This window comes from Clostridium gasigenes, assembly GCF_017348895.1.
GTDB lineage: Bacteria > Bacillota > Clostridia > Clostridiales > Clostridiaceae > Clostridium > Clostridium gasigenes.
This window is the reverse complement of the sequence record NZ_CP071376.1, coordinates 775173-792500: the sequence shown is the minus strand read 5'-3', so window position 1 is coordinate 792500 and position 17328 is coordinate 775173. Positions and strand designations below refer to the sequence as shown.

Below are 17328 nucleotides of genomic sequence, written 5' to 3'. Positions count from 1 at the left end.
AAAGCCCCATACGAGGGTGATGATGTGCTTTTTGTAGAACGAGCCAACGAGTTACGGTATGTAGCAAGGTTAAGTACTTAAGGTACGGAGCCGAAGGGAAACCAAGTCTTAATAGGGCGACTAGTTGCATGCCGTAGACCCGAAACCGAGTGACCTATCCATGGCCAGGTTGAAGCGGGGGTAAAACCCCGTGGAGGACCGAACCACGTTGCTGTTGAAAAAGCATGGGATGAGCTGTGGATAGCGGAGAAATTCCAATCGAACTCGGAGATAGCTGGTTCTCCTCGAAATAGCTTTAGGGCTAGCGTCGGATATGAGTAATGGAGGTAGAGCACTGAATGGGCTAGGGGGCGTATCGCTTACTGAACCTTATCAAACTCCGAATGCCATATACTATTAGTCCGGCAGTCAGACTATGAATGATAAGATCCATGGTCGAAAGGGAAAAAGCCCAGATCGTCAGCTAAGGTCCCAAAGTGTAAGTTAAGTGGAAAAGGATGTGGGATTTCAAAGACAACTAGGATGTTGGCTCAGAAGCAGCCATTCATTGAAAGAGTGCGTAATAGCTCACTAGTCAAGAGATCCTGCGCCGAAAATGTCCGGGGCTCAAACTTACCACCGAAGCTACGGGCTTGTATTTAATACGAGCGGTAGAGGAGCGTCGTAATCGGGCTGAAGTCGTACCGTAAGGAGCGGTGGACTGATTACGAGTGAGAATGTTGGCATTAGTAGCGAGATGTAAGTGAGAATCTTACAGGTCGAAAACCTAAGGTTTCCTGGGGAAGGCTCGTCCGCCCAGGGTTAGTCGGGACCTAAGCCGAGGCCGAAAGGCGTAGGCGATGGACAATTGGTTGATATTCCAATACCACTACAATCGTTATTATCGATGGTGTGACGGAGAAGGATAGGATGTGCTAGCGAATGGAAATGCTAGTCTAAGCGTTTAGGGAGTTAAGGTAGGCAAATCCGCTTTAACAATTCTGAGGCGTAATGGGGAAGGCCTTTTAGGCTGAAGTATCTGATTCCATGCTTCCAAGAAAAGCATCTAGAAAGAGAAGTAGTGCCCGTACCGCAAACCGACACAGGTAGGTGAGGAGAGAATCCTAAGACCATCGGAAGAATTGCAGTTAAGGAACTAGGCAAATTAACCCCGTAACTTCGGGAGAAGGGGTGCCTGCGAGAGCAGGCCGCAGAGAATAGGCTCAAGCAACTGTTTAACAAAAACACAGGTCTCTGCTAAAGCGTAAGCTGATGTATAGGGGCTGACTCCTGCCCGGTGCTGGAAGGTTAAGGGGAATGCTTAGCGCAAGCGAAGGTGTGAACTTAAGCCCCAGTAAACGGCGGCCGTAACTATAACGGTCCTAAGGTAGCGAAATTCCTTGTCAGGTAAGTTCTGACCCGCACGAATGGAGTAATGACTTGAGCACTGTCTCAACTGCAAATCCGGCGAAGTTGTAGTGCGAGTGAAGATGCTCGCTACCCGCGATTGGACGGAAAGACCCCGTAGAGCTTTACTGTAGCTTAGCATTGAATTTCGGTATTGTCTGTACAGGATAGGTGGGAGACTGGGAAGCTAGGGCGTTAGCCTTGGTGGAGTCATCCTTGGGATACCACCCTGACAGTACTGAGGTTCTAACTGGACGCCATGAAACTGGTGACAGGACATTGTTAGGTGGGCAGTTTGACTGGGGCGGTCGCCTCCTAAAAAGTAACGGAGGCGCTCAAAGGTTCCCTCAGAACGGTCGGAAATCGTTCGAAGAGTGCAAAGGCAGAAGGGAGCCTGACTGCGACACCTACAAGTGGAGCAGGGACGAAAGTCGGACTTAGTGATCCGGTGGTACCTCGTGGGAGGGCCATCGCTCAACGGATAAAAGCTACCTCGGGGATAACAGGCTGATCTCCCCCAAGAGTCCACATCGACGGGGAGGTTTGGCACCTCGATGTCGGCTCGTCGCATCCTGGGGCTGTAGTAGGTCCCAAGGGTTGGGCTGTTCGCCCATTAAAGCGGCACGCGAGCTGGGTTCAGAACGTCGTGAGACAGTTCGGTCCCTATCCGTCGCGGGCGTAGGAAATTTGAGAGGAGCTGTCCTTAGTACGAGAGGACCGGGATGGACCGACCTATGGTGCACCAGTTGTTCCGCCAGGAGCATCGCTGGGTAGCTAAGTCGGGACGGGATAAACGCTGAAAGCATCTAAGCGTGAAGCCTCCCTCAAGATGAGATTTCCCATAGCATAAGCTAGTAAGACCCCTTGAAGAACACGAGGTTGATAGGTCAGAGGTGTAAGTATGGCAACATATTTAGCTGACTGATACTAATAGGTCGAGGGCTTGACCAATTTACAATAATTCATGTGCAATTTTCAGAGAACATTCTCTGTATTATAATATTCCGCGATAGCTCAACGGTGGAGCACTCGGCTGTTAACCGATAGGTTGGAGGTTCAAATCCTCTTCGCGGAGCCATTTTATTACTATAGATAATATAGATAAGAATTAAATTCTTGTCTTTTTTTTTGCAAAAAAATATATTAATAATTTATATAAAGATTATTATAAAAATATATGTTAAAATTTACATAAATATGGTATATTAAATTTAAAATGTAACTTATTTGTAGTATTTAGTATTATATTTGTAATCATTTAAAAATAATAGGCATATATAATTATATTAAGATGTTTAATATAAAATAGTATAAGAAAAAAATAGTATAACAAATAAAATAGTATGAGAGAAGTAGGGGTAAAAATGAGAAGTCGTGGAAAGCATAGTAAAAGTATGATAAGAGATAAAAAAATATTCATATTATTAATAGTATTAATAATTGTTTCTTTAGCAGGAGTAACAATGTTTTCAGGTGGATTAAAAGCCAATATAGTTGATGCGAATGCAGAAACTATAGAAACTGAGAATAAAAATACAACAGAAGCAACAGAAGAAATCTCAAAAGAAGTAGTTTTAGATAATTCAGGATATTTACCATTGGAAAAGGATATTAATGCAGATGATGCATCAATAGTATTACCAGAAACTATGCATAAATGGAATTTCAATAGAAAAGATGGAAAGAAAATTGTTTATTTAACATTTGATGATGGGCCATCTACAGAAGTAACTACTCAAATATTAGATATACTTGATAGGAATAGTGTTAAAGCTACATTTTTTGTTCTTGGTAGTTCAATTAAAAGTAATCATAAAGCTCCAAAAATATTAAAGCATATGGCAAAAAGCGGACATGCCATAGCAAATCATGGATATTCACATAAGTATAAAATTTTATATCCAAATGGTGTTATAGATGTAAAAGCATTTATGAATGATATGGATATGAATTTACAGCTTTTAAGAGGTATTTTAGGACGGGATTTTAATACAAGAGTACTTAGAATGCCGGGTGGATATGGGACATGGTATGGGGTTACACCCCTTAACGAAGCTTTAAAAGCAAAAGGATATTATCAAACAGATTGGAATTCACTTAATGGAGATGCTGAAGGTAAACCAAAAAATCCACAGGAATTATTAGAAACTTTAAAGAAAACTATGTCAGATTATGATACGTTAATAGTATTAATGCATGATACTGATGAGAAAAAGAATACTGTAGAATATCTACAAAGTGCAATAAATTATTTAAAATCACAAGGATTTGAATTTAAGACATTAAAATAATAGAGACGCATTTTATGCGTCTCTATTTTAATATCAGGTGATGCTAAGTTTCAAGCATTTTCAAAAAAATAATAAATAAAGTATAGTTAATATAAAAGCAAAAGAATATATTAGGGTATAATTTATAATAGAGTAAGATATAAGCAAAAAATATAAGTAAATGAGTGAGGTGGAGATTTTTAAATGACTAAGATTTTATTGGTTGAAGATGAAGTTAGTATAAGAGGATTTTTAAAAATAAATTTAATAAGAAATGAATTTGAGGTAATTGAAGCAGGAACTGGTGAAGAAGGAATAGAAAAAGCTATTAAAGAAAAACCTAGCATAGCTATATTAGATGTTATGTTGCCAGGAATTGATGGATTTCAAGTTTGTGAAAAGTTACGACTTGAGTATCCAGAAATGGGAATAATAATGTTAACTGCTAAGGGGCAGGATATGGATAAAATAATGGGGCTTGAATATGGTGCTGATGATTATATTTTAAAACCATTTAATCCTATAGAAGTAGTATTAAGAGTAAAAGCTTTATTAAGAAGAGTAGGTAATGTTAATAGTAATAAAGATAAACTTATTAATGGACCGTTTATTATAGATCTATATTCTAAAAAATTATTAAAAAATCATGTAGAAATAGATGTGACACCTAAAGAATATGCATTAATAAAATTATTTATAGAAAACCCAAATAAGGGATTTAGTAGAGACGAATTACTAGACTTGGTTTGGGGGTATAGTTATTTTGGTGATTCAAAATTAATAGATGTTAATATAAGAAGACTTAGAGCAAAAATAGAAGAAAATTCATCAGAACCCAAGTATATTGAAACTATATGGGGGGTGGGTTATAGGTGGAAAATACTAAAATAAAAAATATTAAAATAAAAAGTATTAGAACTAAGCTAATAAAGGATTTTTTTATTGTTATATTTTCAACTATAGTTATTTTAGATGTATTTTTAATGGTATTTGTTAGAAAATATTACTATGATAATACTGAGCAATTATTAAAAAGCCAAATAGAAGTTTCGGCTAATTTTTATAGTAAGCATTTTTCAGCATCAACACTTATAGATAATATATATGATAATGTAGATTCATTCTGGAGTCAAAGTAATGCACAAGTTGAAATATTAGATAAGAATGGAGACTTAATAATGGATTCCATAGGAGTTAGAGATGATAATATATTAAAAACGGATGATATAGGGAAAGCATTACAAGGGCAAAGTGCAAGATGGGTAGGTAATGTTAGCTATTATGAAAATAAAGTAATGATAGTATCTCAACCGCTTGTTTCAGATGGAGAGGTATTAGGTGTAATAAGATTTATTACATCCTTAAAAGATATCGATGGAACTATAAACACTATATTAATATTTTTCTTTAGTATTTCTATAGTAGTTTTAGGGATTGGAATATTACTTAGTATAGTTATAGCAAATAGCATAATAAATCCTATAAAATCATTAACTAAAGTAGCAGAAAAAATGGCTGGTGGAAATCTTAAAATAAGAAGTAATATACAAGACAATAATGAAGTTGGTAAATTAGCTGAAACTTTTAATTTAATGGCAGATGAATTAGAAAAAAGAGAGCAACTAAAAAATGAATTTATATCATCAGTCTCTCATGAGTTAAGAACTCCTTTAACAGCAATAAAGGGATGGGCGATAACTTTAAATGATGAAACTACAGATAATGAAACATTAAAAATAGGGTTTGAAATAATAGAAAATGAAACTGATAGATTAAGTGTTATGGTTGAGGAACTTCTAGGATTTTCAAAACTTCTTAATGGGGAAATAACCCTTAGAAAAACTAAGTTAGATTTAGATTTATTTGTTAATCATGTAGAAACATATATGGGACCAAGGGCAAATAGAGAAGGCTTACTTTTTGAAGTTAAAATTTTAAATAGTTTAGGGAATGTATATATAGATAGAGATAGATTTAAACAAGTATTAATTAATATTTTAGATAATTCTTTTAAATTTACAGAGACCTTAGGAAAAATAAATTTAACAGTTAGTAAAGAACATAATAAAATAATATTTATTATTAATGATACTGGATGTGGAATAAGTGAAGAGGATCTACCTAAAGTAAAAGAAAAATTTTTTAAAGGGAAAAATTCTAAATCACAAAATGGAATTGGATTATCAATATGTGATGAGATTATAAGGTTGCATAAAGGAACTTTTAATATAAAGAGTAAAATTGATGTAGGTACTGTTGTTGAAATAATTATTCCAACAACAAGTGAGGTAGAATAATTATGAAAAAAATAGTATGTGGAATGTTACTATTGATACTATCAATAGTAACTATAGGATGTAGTAAAGCAACTGCCGAAGATACAAGGGCAATAAAATCACCAACTAATAATTCTTTAAACATATATGGTAAATGGAAAATTAAATCCATAAAAGTATTTGATAAAGAAATAAATGTATTTGAGGATATAGATAGTATTAATGGTAAGGAAATAGAATTTTCGAATGATAAAATAAATTTTATAGACACTGTATATTTAAATCCAAGTTATAAATTGAAGGTAGTTGATAAGGATTATATTTTATCTTATGAGTCCAATATAAAAATAGAAGATTTTATGGATGAAAAAGAAAAAAGGGATGTAATATCAATAATTTCAAATAATAATATGATTAGTGAATTTATATTAACAGAGAAAGATAAGGGCTATATAATATATATGGGATCTTTAATAGAAGTATATAAAGTTAGTAATAATACTATACCTAATACAGATGATAAGATAATAAATGATGAAGTTAAGGATACTGCAGACATAAATTATTATGAAAGTGAAACAGGTGTAATGGTGGGATTAAAAACACCAAGAATAAAAAATGTAGATGGAACATTCACAAGTGAAGAGTATAGAACCTTATGGATTTCTTTTAAAGATGGGAAATTAATGCCTATAGTAGAGAAAAAAAATATTATTTTTCCAAGAATTAATGGTATTTGGAGTTTAGAAAATAAATTTTCAAAAACAGATAAACATTATCAAGAGTATTTTGAAGTAGGTTCAGTAGATAATAAAAATATATCTACTTATGAAATTATAAGCAATAAAGCTATTTTTAAAAATATAACATTTATAGGAAATAACTATATAGGAATAGAAGAATATAGTGGTGAGAACTTCAATAATATTTTCACTAATTATAAGGTTGTACCAATAGATAATATAAATTCTAGTAGTGGATTAAAAATAGAGGAACTATATTCTAAGGATATAAATAATAAATATGAAATAGAATATAAAAAGGCTTTAAATGATATTTCACTAGATAAGCCAAGTAATACTTCTGATATTGATTATAATAATTTTACTGTAAAGAGAAAAGAGGGTAAGTGGCAGTTAGTAGGAAGTTTAGGTAGGGTGGATAAAAATGGACAAAATGAAGAATATTTATTAAATTTAAGACCCAGTAATAAAATGTTAAATTATGATAACTTAATAATACCTTGGAAGATGTTAAAAGGGGATATTCCTTCTATAAGAGATGCATATATATCACCTAATCAAAGAATAGCAATTATTTTATTTGAAGATAATTTGGCAATTTATGAAATAAAGGATAAAATATTAAAGGGGGCACCTTTAGCAAATATAAATATAGGTAATGAACAGGTAATAATGTCAGAATGGAGTACTGGTGGGTATGTAGAAAAATGGGCAAAAGTATTCAATGATGGAATAGATATAACAAATTAAGGAGGGAATTAAATGTTATCAAAAGATATTATTTCAAAAGTAATACAAAGATGTTTAATAACAGGAGGAGATTTTGCAGAAATATTTGAAGAGGATACAATAGATACTACAATTAATATACTTGATGGAAAAGTTGAAAATTCTATTTCAGGTAGGAGCTATGGTGTTGGAATAAGAATATTTAAAGGACTTAAAAGTGTATATACTTATACAAATAACAATAGTTTAACTTCACTTTTAGATGTTGCTCAAAAAGCGGCATTAGCTTTAGGTGAAATAGGGGAAGAGGGCAAAATTATATTAAATAGCACTATAGTTATAAATAATAATCCTATAATATATCTTCCATCAACTATTGGGCTTAATAAGAAAATTAGTGTAATGAAAGTAGCCTATAATGGGGCTAAAAATTACAATAGCGAAATCACTCAAGTATCAGTAGGTTATTCTGATAAAGAGCAAAATGTATTAATTGCAAATTCAGAAGGTCTATATACAGAAGATAAAAGAGTTAGAACTAGATTATATATAAGTTCAGTAGCTTCATTTAATGGAGAAAACCAAACTGGTACGGAAGGACCAGGAAGAAGTATGGGATTTGAAATATTTAATGAAATAGATCCAGAATACCATGGAAGAGAAGCCTCAAGAGTAGCACATACTATGTTACATGCAGATAATTGCCCTGCTGGAAGAATGACAGTTGCAATAGACAATGGGTTTGGCGGAGTTATATTCCATGAAGCTTGTGGACACTCCTTAGAAGCTACAGCTGTTGCAAAGGGGAATTCAGTATTTACTGATATGATTGGAAAACAAATAGCATCAACTAAGGTAACTGCTATTGATGACGGTACAATAGCAAATGCTTGGGGTTCAACTAATATTGATGATGAAGGAAATAAAACAAGGAAAAACATACTAATAGAAAATGGTATATTAAAATCATATATGATAGATAAATTAAACGGTAGAAGAATGGGAGAAGAGTCAACTGGTAGTGGTAGAAGACAAAACTATAAATTTGCCCCAACTTCAAGAATGACTAATACTTATATTGAGAATGGAACTGATAGCACAGAGGATATTATAAAATCAATTTCAGATGGATTATATGCAAAGAAAATGGGTGGAGGTTCAGTTAACCCAGTAACAGGTGAATTTAATTTTTCAGTATCAGAAGGATATATAGTTAAGAATGGAGTTATTCAGAAGCCTGTTAGAGGAGCTAGTCTTATTGGTAAAGGTAGTGATATTCTTATGAATATAGATATGGTTGGAAACAACTTAAGCCGTGGTCAAGGAATGTGTGGTTCTTCATCAGGAAGTATACCAACAGATGTAGGGCAACCTTTAATTAGAGTAAAAGAAATCACTGTAGGTGGAAGGTAGGTATAGATATGGAATTCAAGATTTTTATAGACGTGTTATTTAAAGAAGCTAAAAAAGTAGGGTTCGAAGAGTATGAAGTATATTACACTGATAGTGAAAGTTTAAGTATAAATATATATAAAGAAGAAGTTGATAAATATAAGTTAACTAATTCCTATGGATTATCATTTAGAGGAAAAATAGGAAATAAAATAGGGTATTCATATACACAAATTTTAGATAAAGATGCAATAGATATGATGATAAGAAATGCTAAAGAAAGTGCACTTGCAATTGAAAATAATGATATTCAATTTATATATGAAGGGGATAAGGACTATAAAGAAATAGAATCCTATTATACTGAATTAGAAAATATTAACCCGGAAAAATTAATAGAACTGGGAATGCAAATGGAAAAGGAGTGTAAATTATTAAGTGATAAGGTACACAACTTTAGTGCATGTGGTATTGGATATAGTAATTCAAAGTATGGAATAATAAATTCAAAGGGATTAAATTTAGAAAATAAATCTAATTTATTAACTGCATATGTATGTCCAATAATAAAGGATGGAGAAAACATGCATGATGGTATGGGATATGCAGTTGCTACCTCTTTAAATGAAGTAAATCCTAAAAAAATAGCAGAGGATGGAGTTAAGGAAGCTTTATCAAAAATAGGGGCAAAATCAATACCTTCTGGAATTTATAAAGTTGTAATAAACAATGAAGCTATGGTTTCGATGTTATCTACTTATGCAGGTATATTTAGTGCAGATGCAACGCAAAAGGGACTTAGTTTACTTAAGGATAAGGAGGGGGAAGTAATAGCTAGTAGCATAGTTACATTAGTTGACGATCCTCATTTATATAAAGGATTAGGTTCAGTATCATTTGATGATGAAGGGGTTGCAACTTCTAAAACAGAATTAATTAAGTGCGGAGTTTTAAATACATTAATTCATAATTTAAAAACTGCAAATAAAGAAAATAAAACTACAACAGGGAATGGATTTAAGGCATCTTATGCATCACCAGTTGGAGTTTCACCAACAAACTTTTATATAGAACCTGGAGATAAAACTTTTGATGAACTATTAGAAGAGGTTGGGGAAGGGTTAATTATTACAGATTTTGCAGGCCTGCATTCGGGCGCAAATTCAATAACAGGAGATTTTTCATTAGCAGCCAAAGGTTTCTATATAAAGGATGGAAAAAAGACATTCCCAGTAGAACAAATAACAGTTGCAGGAAATTTCTTTAAGCTATTAAAAGATATAAATAGAATAGGAACAGATTTGAAGTTCCCAATGAGTAGCGTTGGAAGTCCATCTGTTATAGTAAATGAATTATCAGTAGCTGGTAAATAAACTGATAATAGTTAGAATCTTTAATAATTATTAGTTGAAAATGCCTAAAGAAAAGGTGTGTCTAAAATTTAGACACACCTTTTAACTATTTAGCTAAGTAATTACTTCTTATCATTTTGTCTGAAAGATCTAAAATATTTAGATGCATTTCCTTTTCTTCTTCGGATAAACCCTCTTCAACTAGTGTATTATTAGTTAAAACCGAGAAAGATTTATTTGTATTAAGTAGATTTCTTCCAAGTGCAGTATGGGAATATTTTTCTGATGGAACGCCCATTGCATATAAAAGAGTTGGCATAATATCTATTTGTCCACCAATTGTATCAAAGGTTTTTGGAGCTTCAATATCTTTATTCCATATTATAAATGGAACAGTAGGATGTCCAGTATCTTTATACCATTCTTCAGGGTTACTTAATTTGTCTATACTATTGTTATAATATTTATGAACTCCAGTATGATCACCTTCAATAACTACTACAGTATTATCAAGTAATCCTTCTGAATCAAGTGATTTTAAGAAATTACCAATTGCAGCATCTGTATATTTAATGCTTTCAAAGTAGCCACCCATTTCATTATTAGCAAGTTCAGTATCAAGACCTAATTTCCTATATTCATCAGGTAAATCAAATGGTCCGTGGCTTGTTAATGTAACTGTAAATGAATAGAAAGGATCTTTCATGTCTTTTAGTTTAGGAATCAGTTGTTTAAAGTAACTTTCATCACTTAAACCCATTCCTATTTCCTCATCCATATTAAATGAAAAATAATCAAGAAAGTTTTCGAAGCCTATACCTGTTAAACCACCAACGTAGTTCCAAAAGGATCCTTTATCGGAATGGATAGCAGCGGTTTCATAGCCAGTATCTTTTAATAATAAAGGAAGTGAATTATAAGTTGTGTTTGGATACCTAAAGAAGGTACTACCCCGTCTTAAAGGCAACATTGATGTATTTACCATTAAATCGCAATCAGAACTTGTACCTTCGTTTACTTGTTCATATATATTAGGGAAGTATAAGCCTGTATTTATTAAATTATCCATTACAGGAGTTAATTTTTGATTATTAACTTCTTTTCCAATAATAAAGCTTTCTAATGATTCTACTTGAATAACTATTAAATTTTTATCTTTAAACATACCTGCGTATTTATTATCAGGTAAATTTTCTTGTTTGTTTTTAAAGAAATTATCAATTTCTAATTGTTCCTCTTTAGTTAATTCATAAGGCTTAGAATCTCTATAAACTGTATATAAGTCAAAAGCATGATATCCTACTGGAGAAAAGAATTTAGCTGTGTTAGTAGGGTCATAATTAGAAAATATCCAAGCATTTTCAACTTCTTCATTATGTAAGATATATAAATTAAAAGGAACATATCCTACATAAAGAACTGTTATAATAATAGAAATAACAAAACTAATAGGGGCTCTTCTTTTAACCTTTGTTATTAATTTTTTATTGAAGAATAGGAAAAGTCCCATAATAATAAAATCAATAAAAAATAGTACATCATATTTACTAAACATAGATAGGATTGTTGCACCCATATTATCCATATTTGATGTCTGTGTTAGGAGAAGAGCAGATGGTAGTGTTAAGAAACCTCTAAAGTATCCTAAATCAGCTATTATTAGAACTGTTATAAAGAAATCGGTAGCAAATAAGTAAATAATTCTACCTTTTCCTTTAAATAATAATGCGAAGCTTAAAATAAAAAGCGTAAAAGCGTAATAATACATTAAAAAGCTTTTTGCAGTTGAATATCCTTTGTTAAAGTCAAAATCATAAGGATTTTCACTTGTTAAGAAACCTTGAAATAAGATACTCTTAAGTACGATTGCTATTAATGGAATTATAAATAATATAAATCTAGCAAATCCTTCAATCCCTATTTTATTTTTGAAAAATGATTTTATATTAATGAATAGTTTGTCCATAAATTCACCTCTTAAATATAATTAATATACTAGCATATTTACTAGTTATTTTTTGAATATGTTTTAAGCATAATAAAAAAATATAACAAATTAAATAATAAGTAGTTATATTTTTTCGAAAGAACCTAAATAATTATAATATATAGATTATATTATAATTATGTCTAGAATACAAATAGTAAACTATTAAGAATTTATATGTTTTTTGTATATACTGTAAGACAAAATAAAAATTAGAAATTAATAGATATTTTTATGTAGTTGTCTTTTTAAGTTCAAAAAATCATAAGAATCTTTGACTAGTTATTTATTTTATAATGCTTTATAGTTAATATATAAGAAGAATTATTAGATTTTATAATTGGTGGATAAGAGAATAAGAGATATAAAAATAAGATATAAGATATTTAAGTTTGGGAGCTGAAAGAAAATAACAAGAATATTACTGGCTATTTTTTTGAAATTCCCTTTATGGAGGTAGCGTAATGGTTAATTATGATTTAGTTATAATTGGAGGGGGAGCATCAGGTCTGACTGCAGGGGTTGAGGCTTTAAAGAGAGGAATTAAAAATGTCTTAATAGTAGAAAGAAATAATTATTTAGGTGGAAACTTAAATGTTTTTATACATAAGGGGTTTGGAGCGTATTATTTAGGTGAAGAAGTAACAGGACCGGAACTTTCAAGTTTTTTAATTAGGGAATATAAATTTTTAGGTGGGAAAATAAAAGTTGAAACTCAAGTATTAGAAATAACAAAGGGGAGAGTTATTTCTTATGTTAATCCTAAAGATGGAATAACAGAAATAAGTGGAACTACAATTATAGTCGCGAGTGGATGTAGAGATAGATACACAGGGAACATTATAGTTCCAATTCATAAGCATACAGGTATTTTTACTATAGGTTCAGCTCATAGGCTTGTTAACTTAGAAGGATATTTACCAGGCAAAGAAGTTGTTATTTTAGGAAAAAGTAAGTGGGCATTAATATTAGCTAGAAGATTAATAATAGAAGGTGCAAAAATTAAAGCAATAATAGACAACTCACCAAATGGATTTATAACCGAAGAGGAATTAGATATAGTGGAAGGGTTTAATATACCTATAATAAATAAATCATATGTTGTTGAAATTTTAGGAAATGAAAGAGTAGAGGCAGTTGGGATACAGAGTGATGAGGATGAAAGTATTATAAAAATAGATTGTGATTCATTAGTATTAAGTGTTGGATACTTTCCGGAAGTTGATTTTCTAAGAAAATCTAAGATTAGGCTTGATGATGAGAAGATACAATTACTTACAAATGAGTATGAAACATCAATTAAAGGAATATATGCTTGTGGAACTGTATTAAATGGAGAGGCAGGAATAGGATTTAGTGGAGAAGAAGGGTGCAAGGTAGGTGCAATAGTTGCAGATTATTTAAATAAATATATTATCTAGTGACATGAAAGAAAATAATAAGCCAAATGTTCTGAACTAGGTCAAGAAACTAACCAGCTCAGAAAAATTGTTAGTAAGGGTTAGGGTGCTGGATATAGCGCAAAATAGAGCAGCACCTGACTAGTTATTTTAGAATATGATTCAAAGTATATAATTTATATTAAAAGGTTAAGGGTTGTTATGGGTTAAAGTATTACTAGCGTAATTAAATAATAAATTTTGTCCTTTTATATTTAAATGAATACCATCATTAAATATATCGGTATACATATTTTCTAAGGTAAGGTTATAAAAATCCCAATATTGCAAATTATATTTGTTACTTAACTTTATAAGTTCCTCTCTAAGTTTTGATAATTCATTTTCACAATAATCATAGGTAGATGATGGTGAAAAAAGTTTATAAGCATCTGATCCTATTATAGTAGGTGGAATTCCAAGTATAACTTTAGAATTTATTGAAAGTGATTCTTTTATCATAAGTTCAATGTTTTTGATAATTGAACTTAATGATTTATTAGATAATAAATCGTTAGTTCCACCCATAATAAATATTAAGGTGGGATTATTAGCTATAACATCTTCTGAAAATCTAATAAGCATGTCTATAGTAGTATTCCCATTAACACCTTTATTAATTAAATTGTAATTAAGTGATTGTTGAAGTTTATAAACCCAATTTTCATTTTTAGGAATACCATAACCAAAGGTTAAGCTATCACCTATAAGAATAAATAAATCATTTTCCATAATTTTAAGTCTCCTTTAAAATAGTTTAGTAAAGCAAGATCTGCATATAAGGGTTTTTCCACCATTAGCTTTTATAGGATCAATTTCTTTTATGGATTTCCTGCAAAATTCACAAACTATTTTATTACTATTAGCTGTAGTTTTAGCAGAGGTATTTATATTTTGTCCAACTTTTCCAGTAGTTATAGGTTTATATAATAATTTTTCAATAGGAATTTCTACTTTTTTTATTGTATAAGAAAGTTCGAATTGACTTTCTCCGTAAAATTCTAATTCAAAGCGGGGGTTTTCCTTATCATAAAACTCTTCTGTAATTATTCTTCGTATTTGAGCATCGTTAACTATTAATCCGCTTTTTTCAATGCCATCAAAAATACTTTTTGTAATGTTAGCAGTATCAGGATGACGTTTATCGCTTTTATAATAAACTTTAAGAATGGCAATTAAAGATTCATCTAAAATTATATTAGGATTTTGACTTCGGGCATAATAAGCAATTTCTTCTTCGTATAGTGCATATTTATCATGCGCCTGACCTGTATTAGAAGGAAGAATAGCTCTTCCATTTTTATTATGTAATTTGAAATTTGATTTTGATATAGGTGAGCCTAAAACAATAACTTTAGCATAGGGTAACATTTATTAATCTCCTTTCATTATCCTAAATAATCCAAAAATTCTAATAACAAATAATGAATATTTTTTTTAAAAAGTATATAATATTTAATAGAATATGGAGATAGGAATTATTATTTTTAATATACATTAGTAAATTTACTTTAACAAGCTATAAAAATTGAAAATGTAATGTAAGTAGAGTATAATACTTTTGATAATAAAGGTTTAATCATATAAAAAAATAACTGATAAATAGATTGGTATATTTTATATGGAATTATTTATTGAAAAGCAGGGGTATAAAAATATGAAGAAAAATTTAATTTTGTCAATAGAATCAAGTTGTGATGAAACATCAGCAGCAGTAATAGAAAATGGAAGAGAAGTTTTATCAAATATAATAGCTTCTCAAATATCTACACATGAAAAATATGGCGGGGTTGTTCCAGAAGTAGCATCACGAATGCATATAGAAGTTATAAATAAAGTTGTAATGGAAGCTTTAGAAGAAGCAAAAGTTACATTGAAAGACATTGATGCTATAGGGGTAACCTATGGGCCAGGTCTTGTTGGAGCTCTATTAGTTGGATTACAATATGCAAAAGGATTAGCTTTTTCAACTAAGAAACCATTAATAGGCGTAAATCATATAGAAGGACATATAAGTGCTAATTATATAGAGCATAAAGATTTAAAACCACCTTTTGTGTCATTAGTAGTATCTGGTGGGCATACATTTATAGTACATGTTAAAAATTATGGAGAATATGAAGTAATTGGAGAAACAAGAGATGATGCAGCAGGAGAAGCTTACGATAAAGTTGCAAGAGCTTTAGGGCTAGGATATCCAGGCGGTCCTAAAATTGATAAACTATCAAAAGAAGGAAATCCAGATGCAATAAAGTTTCCAAAGGCTAATTTCCATGAAGATACATTAGATTTTTCATTTAGTGGTGTTAAATCATCAGTTTTAAATTACTTGAATAAGAATAAAATGCAAAATATTGAAGTTAATAAAGCGGATGTAGCAGCATCTTTCCAAAAGGCAGTTGTAGATGTATTAATAGAAAATGCACTTAAAGCTTGTAAAAAGAAAGATGTTAATAAAATTGCTATAGCAGGAGGAGTAGCTTCAAATTCAGCACTGAGATTTAAATTAACTGAAGTAGCTAAAAAAAATGGAATAGAAGTATTATTCCCATCACCAATATTATGTACAGATAACGCAGCTATGATAGGAAGTGCTGCATACTTTAATTTTATTAGTAATAAAACAAGTAGTTTAGACTTAAATGCTAAACCAAATTTAAAATTATAATTACAGGGGTATGGGAGGATGTTTATGAAGCTTTTACCACATTCAAATGGAGTGTATAAAGTTAATATGAGAAGAAAATTAAAGCCAAAGGAAATAGTCAAATATGTTTTGATTTTTATTACGGCTTTAATATTAATCGGGTTAATTTATCAGAAAACAAGTGATTTTGTAGCAAGGGAAACTCTTAAGTCAAAAGTAGATTATACAAGAGTAAATGACAAAAGATTAGATTATATTTTGAAAGGGGATGGGAAGTACACTGTAATTTTTGATGGGAATTTAGGTGGAAACTTAAACCAGTGGACAAATATAACTAAGGAACTTAATAAGTCAAATGCTGATGTTAGCACTTTTGTTTATAATAGAAGAGGATATGGGTATAGTGATTCGGGTAGTAAAATTACTCCAGAAGAACAAGCTAAGGATCTTAAAATATTATTAAGAAAAGCAGGGGCACCAGAGCCGTATATTCTTGTAGGTGAAGAATATGGAAGTTTAGTTTTAACTAATTTTGCAAAACTTTTTCCTGAAACAATTGTAGGGTCAGTTTTAATAAACCCAATAGTAGAAGAAGAAATAAAAAGTGAAGAATATGTTAAATCAAATAGAATACATAAAATAAGAAGAAAAATAGAAGACATAGGATCTCATATAGGGTTTACATCCTTATTAGATGCAATTAAGTTAGATGTGAAATTAGAAGGATTTGAAGATAAACTTAAAGAAAGTCAATTAGAGGAATTTAATGTGCAAAGGACAAAGGCAAATTATACAAGTGCTGTGGATAATGAGCTAAGATCACTTATGGAAGGAGAAAGTAATAGTCAAAATCCAGGAGTGTTTGAGGGGAAACCATATTATTTAATAGCTAAAGATGGACAAGAAGGTCTGCAAAATCTAGGGAGTGAAGAGTTAACTAAAATACATAAAACAACATGTATCAGTAATTTTATTTCTTTAGAAGATGAAGAGGCTACTCTTATAGGAATTAGAGATGTTATAAAAGAAGTAAATGATATTGAGAGAAAAAATAAAAAAATTAGTGCTAATAACATAGGATTAAAACTATAAATTGAATATAAGATA

The 17328-nt window shown here is 30.9% G+C and carries 12 protein-coding genes, 1 tRNA gene, 1 rRNA gene and 1 pseudogene (1 of these 15 cut by a window edge); 12 read left to right on the top strand and 3 right to left on the bottom strand.

The genetic code is table 11. The features are described 5' to 3' along the window. The 9 genes and pseudogenes from J1C67_RS03810 to J1C67_RS03775 form a co-directional block, all read left to right on the top strand. Positions 1-2337: ribosomal RNA gene (locus tag J1C67_RS03810) — 23S ribosomal RNA — on the top strand; it begins 569 nt to the left of the window's first position. 52 nt (positions 2338-2389) lie between these two features. Beyond that, a tRNA-Asn gene (locus J1C67_RS03805) sits at positions 2390-2464 on the top strand. Positions 2465-2729: 265 nt separating this feature from the next. Further along, positions 2730-3677, top strand: coding sequence for a polysaccharide deacetylase family protein (locus tag J1C67_RS03800; protein ID WP_243176688.1), 948 nt, complete (start codon positions 2730-2732; stop codon positions 3675-3677). A 183-nt stretch (positions 3678-3860) separates the two neighbouring features. Continuing rightward, positions 3861-4547 (top strand): response regulator transcription factor, encoded by a 687-nt coding sequence (locus J1C67_RS03795; RefSeq protein ID WP_089973132.1) that lies wholly within the window; start codon positions 3861-3863, stop codon positions 4545-4547. A gap of 11 nt (positions 4548-4558) precedes the next feature. Continuing rightward, positions 4559-5953: a sensor histidine kinase gene (locus J1C67_RS03790; RefSeq protein ID WP_167865830.1), complete on the top strand. Its 1395-nt coding sequence runs from the start codon at positions 4559-4561 to the stop codon at positions 5951-5953. 2 nt (positions 5954-5955) lie between these two features. After that, positions 5956-7425 carry a hypothetical protein gene (locus J1C67_RS03785; protein ID WP_167865821.1) on the top strand — a complete coding sequence of 490 codons (1470 nt, stop codon included), beginning with the start codon at positions 5956-5958 and terminating at the stop codon, positions 7423-7425. 12 nt (positions 7426-7437) lie between these two features. After that, positions 7438-8817, top strand: a complete 1380-nt coding sequence (locus J1C67_RS03780; protein ID WP_167865820.1) for a TldD/PmbA family protein — start codon at positions 7438-7440, stop codon at positions 8815-8817. Positions 8818-8825: 8 nt separating this feature from the next. Next, positions 8826-9071 (top strand): annotated as a pseudogene (locus J1C67_RS19840) (PmbA/TldA family metallopeptidase); the annotation flags it as partial. Between the two features lie 138 nt (positions 9072-9209). Then, the gene (locus J1C67_RS03775) at positions 9210-10169 is read left to right on the top strand and encodes a TldD/PmbA family protein (RefSeq protein ID WP_423231046.1); all 960 of its coding nucleotides are present in this window, start codon (positions 9210-9212) and stop codon (positions 10167-10169) included. Between the two features lie 85 nt (positions 10170-10254). Here J1C67_RS03775 and J1C67_RS03770 read toward each other — a convergent pair whose 3' ends face one another. Then, complete coding sequence (locus J1C67_RS03770; RefSeq protein ID WP_089973147.1) at positions 10255-12114, bottom strand: LTA synthase family protein; 1860 nt, start codon at positions 12112-12114, stop codon at positions 10255-10257. A 485-nt stretch (positions 12115-12599) separates the two neighbouring features. Between J1C67_RS03770 and J1C67_RS03765 the strand changes: the two genes are divergently transcribed. Then, positions 12600-13556 carry an NAD(P)/FAD-dependent oxidoreductase gene (locus J1C67_RS03765; protein WP_089973150.1) on the top strand — a complete coding sequence of 319 codons (957 nt, stop codon included), beginning with the start codon at positions 12600-12602 and terminating at the stop codon, positions 13554-13556. Positions 13557-13724: 168 nt separating this feature from the next. On the opposite strand, the gene J1C67_RS03760 is transcribed toward J1C67_RS03765, so the two are convergent. Further along, a complete protein-coding gene (locus J1C67_RS03760) occupies positions 13725-14306 on the bottom strand; it encodes a GDSL-type esterase/lipase family protein (protein ID WP_167865819.1) in 582 nt (193 codons plus the stop codon). 15 nt (positions 14307-14321) lie between these two features. Continuing rightward, the gene (locus J1C67_RS03755) at positions 14322-14945 is read right to left on the bottom strand and encodes a RusA family crossover junction endodeoxyribonuclease (RefSeq protein ID WP_167865818.1); all 624 of its coding nucleotides are present in this window, start codon (positions 14943-14945) and stop codon (positions 14322-14324) included. A 286-nt stretch (positions 14946-15231) separates the two neighbouring features. Between J1C67_RS03755 and tsaD the strand changes: the two genes are divergently transcribed. Together tsaD and J1C67_RS03745 are read left to right on the top strand one after the other, a co-directional pair. After that, positions 15232-16242, top strand: coding sequence for a tRNA (adenosine(37)-N6)-threonylcarbamoyltransferase complex transferase subunit TsaD (gene tsaD, locus J1C67_RS03750; RefSeq protein ID WP_089973161.1), 1011 nt, complete (start codon positions 15232-15234; stop codon positions 16240-16242). 24 nt (positions 16243-16266) lie between these two features. After that, positions 16267-17313 carry an alpha/beta fold hydrolase gene (locus J1C67_RS03745; RefSeq protein WP_167865817.1) on the top strand — a complete coding sequence of 349 codons (1047 nt, stop codon included), beginning with the start codon at positions 16267-16269 and terminating at the stop codon, positions 17311-17313. The last annotated feature ends 15 nt before the right edge of the window (positions 17314-17328 follow it).